Consider the following 1834-nt stretch of genomic DNA (forward strand, 5'->3'; position numbering starts at 1 on the left):
AGAGGCTGGGAAAAAACTCTCAGTCCAAAATGAAAGCCGGACGATGAATCAAATCTTGGTTCATCGTCCGGCTTCTTATGTACACAGGAAATCGTTCCTGATATGATGTAATTACCCCTAAAAACAAACATAAAGGAGCGATTTTCATGTATCAAAATTATATCACGGGACAAACAGAATTCGTACTAAATTATGACTACAATGTGCCAAAAAATCATCTGGTTCGGTTAATTGATACTTTTGTCGATTCCATTCCACAAGAGGTTTTGTTAGAAGAGAACGTGGCCGTCACCGGCCGCCCACTTTCTCACCCTGCACTGATGTTAAAAATTCTGTTGTTTGCGTACTCTCGTCAAACTTATTCTGGCCGGAAAATAGAAACCTTGTTAGAAGAAAACTTACCAATGCGATGGTTAGCCCGTGATCATTCATACAGTTACCATACCATCAATAACTTTCGACGGAGTGAGCACGCCAGGAACTTAATAAAACGTACCTTTGTTTACTTTACTATGGCTCTTACGGACCATGGGCTAATTCAAAATGATGCAGTCTTTATTGATGGCACTAAGGTTGAAGCGGATGCTAATAAGTACTCGTTTACTTGGCGTCGGGCAATAGAAAAGTATCACGCTAAGTTGAGAGAAAAGACGGCTAGTATTTATGATGAGTTAGTAGAAAAGCAAGTCATCAAAGAGATGAAACCAGAAATGATTGAATCTATCGACGGTATGGAATTAATGGCTGAAGAAGTGGAAAAAGAAATCACTAATCTAGACGAAGCCATTAAACAGGAGCCGAAAATAATTAAAGGTGGTTCAGTTAGAAAACGTCGGCGACGTTTTCTAAAGAAGCTTCGTCGTCAACTGAGAGAAGACTTAATTCCACGGGCTAAAAAATATGAACGTGTCGAAGATATTTTTCAAGGACGAAATAGCTTTTCGAAAACAGACCACGACGCAACTTTTATGTGCATGAAAGAAGATCCGATGATGAACCGAGAACTCAAACCCGGATATAATCTTCAGATTGCCACGCATAATCAGTTTGTCCTTGATTATGCTTTATTTTCCAATCCTACTGATACTAGGACTTTAGTGCCATTTCTTAAGCAATTCCATGGCTTGGATTTCTTTACACACGTGGTAGCTGATGCTGGTTACGGTAGTGAATATAATTACACAACACTGCTTGACCAATTCGATAAGCAACCACTCATTCCATACACCACCTATCAAAAAGAGCAGAAGCGTAAGTTCAAAAATGATCCAACAAAACCTCAGAATTGGCAGTACAATGCCGAAGATGACTACTATATTGATCATTTAGGCGTTCGCTTCAGTTTTTATCGCTACAGTAAACGAACTGATAAGTATGGATTTAAGCGCGATCTTAAACTCTATCGTGCCGACACACATCAATCATCAGAAGAGTTAGATCAGTTAGCTAAAACGCCAGGTAAGCGTCAGCGCTACATCCAGGTTAATCCAACTTGGAATTATTACAAAGCAAAAGTCAAAGAGACCCTCTCAAGCGATGAAGGTAAGATGATCTATCGTCGACGCAAGTTCGACGTTGAACCAGTCTTTGGTCGCATGAAGAGGGATTTTGGCGTACGCCGAACTCATTTGCGCGGCCAACGGGCTGTGGAAAATGATGTCGGATTAACCTTAATGGCATTGAACTTAACGAAATTGGGTAAAATGATCAACCAATTAAGACCCTTTTTAGTAAATAACCAAAAATGCGAACTACAATTTTTGATTAAATCAAAAATCATAGTTCGCATTTTCTTAGTTAGAAGCTAGAAAATAATAGTTAATTCCCAGCCTCC

General features: G+C 39.5%; 1 protein-coding gene. It reads left to right on the forward strand.

Going from position 1 to position 1834, the window contains the following annotated elements; genetic code table 11:
- The first annotated feature begins 146 nt into the window (after positions 1-146).
- A complete protein-coding gene (locus H5993_RS09080) occupies positions 147-1808 on the forward strand; it encodes an IS1182 family transposase (protein ID WP_056968813.1) in 1662 nt (553 codons plus the stop codon).
- Positions 1809-1834 lie beyond the last annotated feature (26 nt).

The sequence above is a fragment of the Limosilactobacillus alvi genome, assembly GCF_016900115.1.
GTDB lineage: Bacteria > Bacillota > Bacilli > Lactobacillales > Lactobacillaceae > Limosilactobacillus > Limosilactobacillus alvi.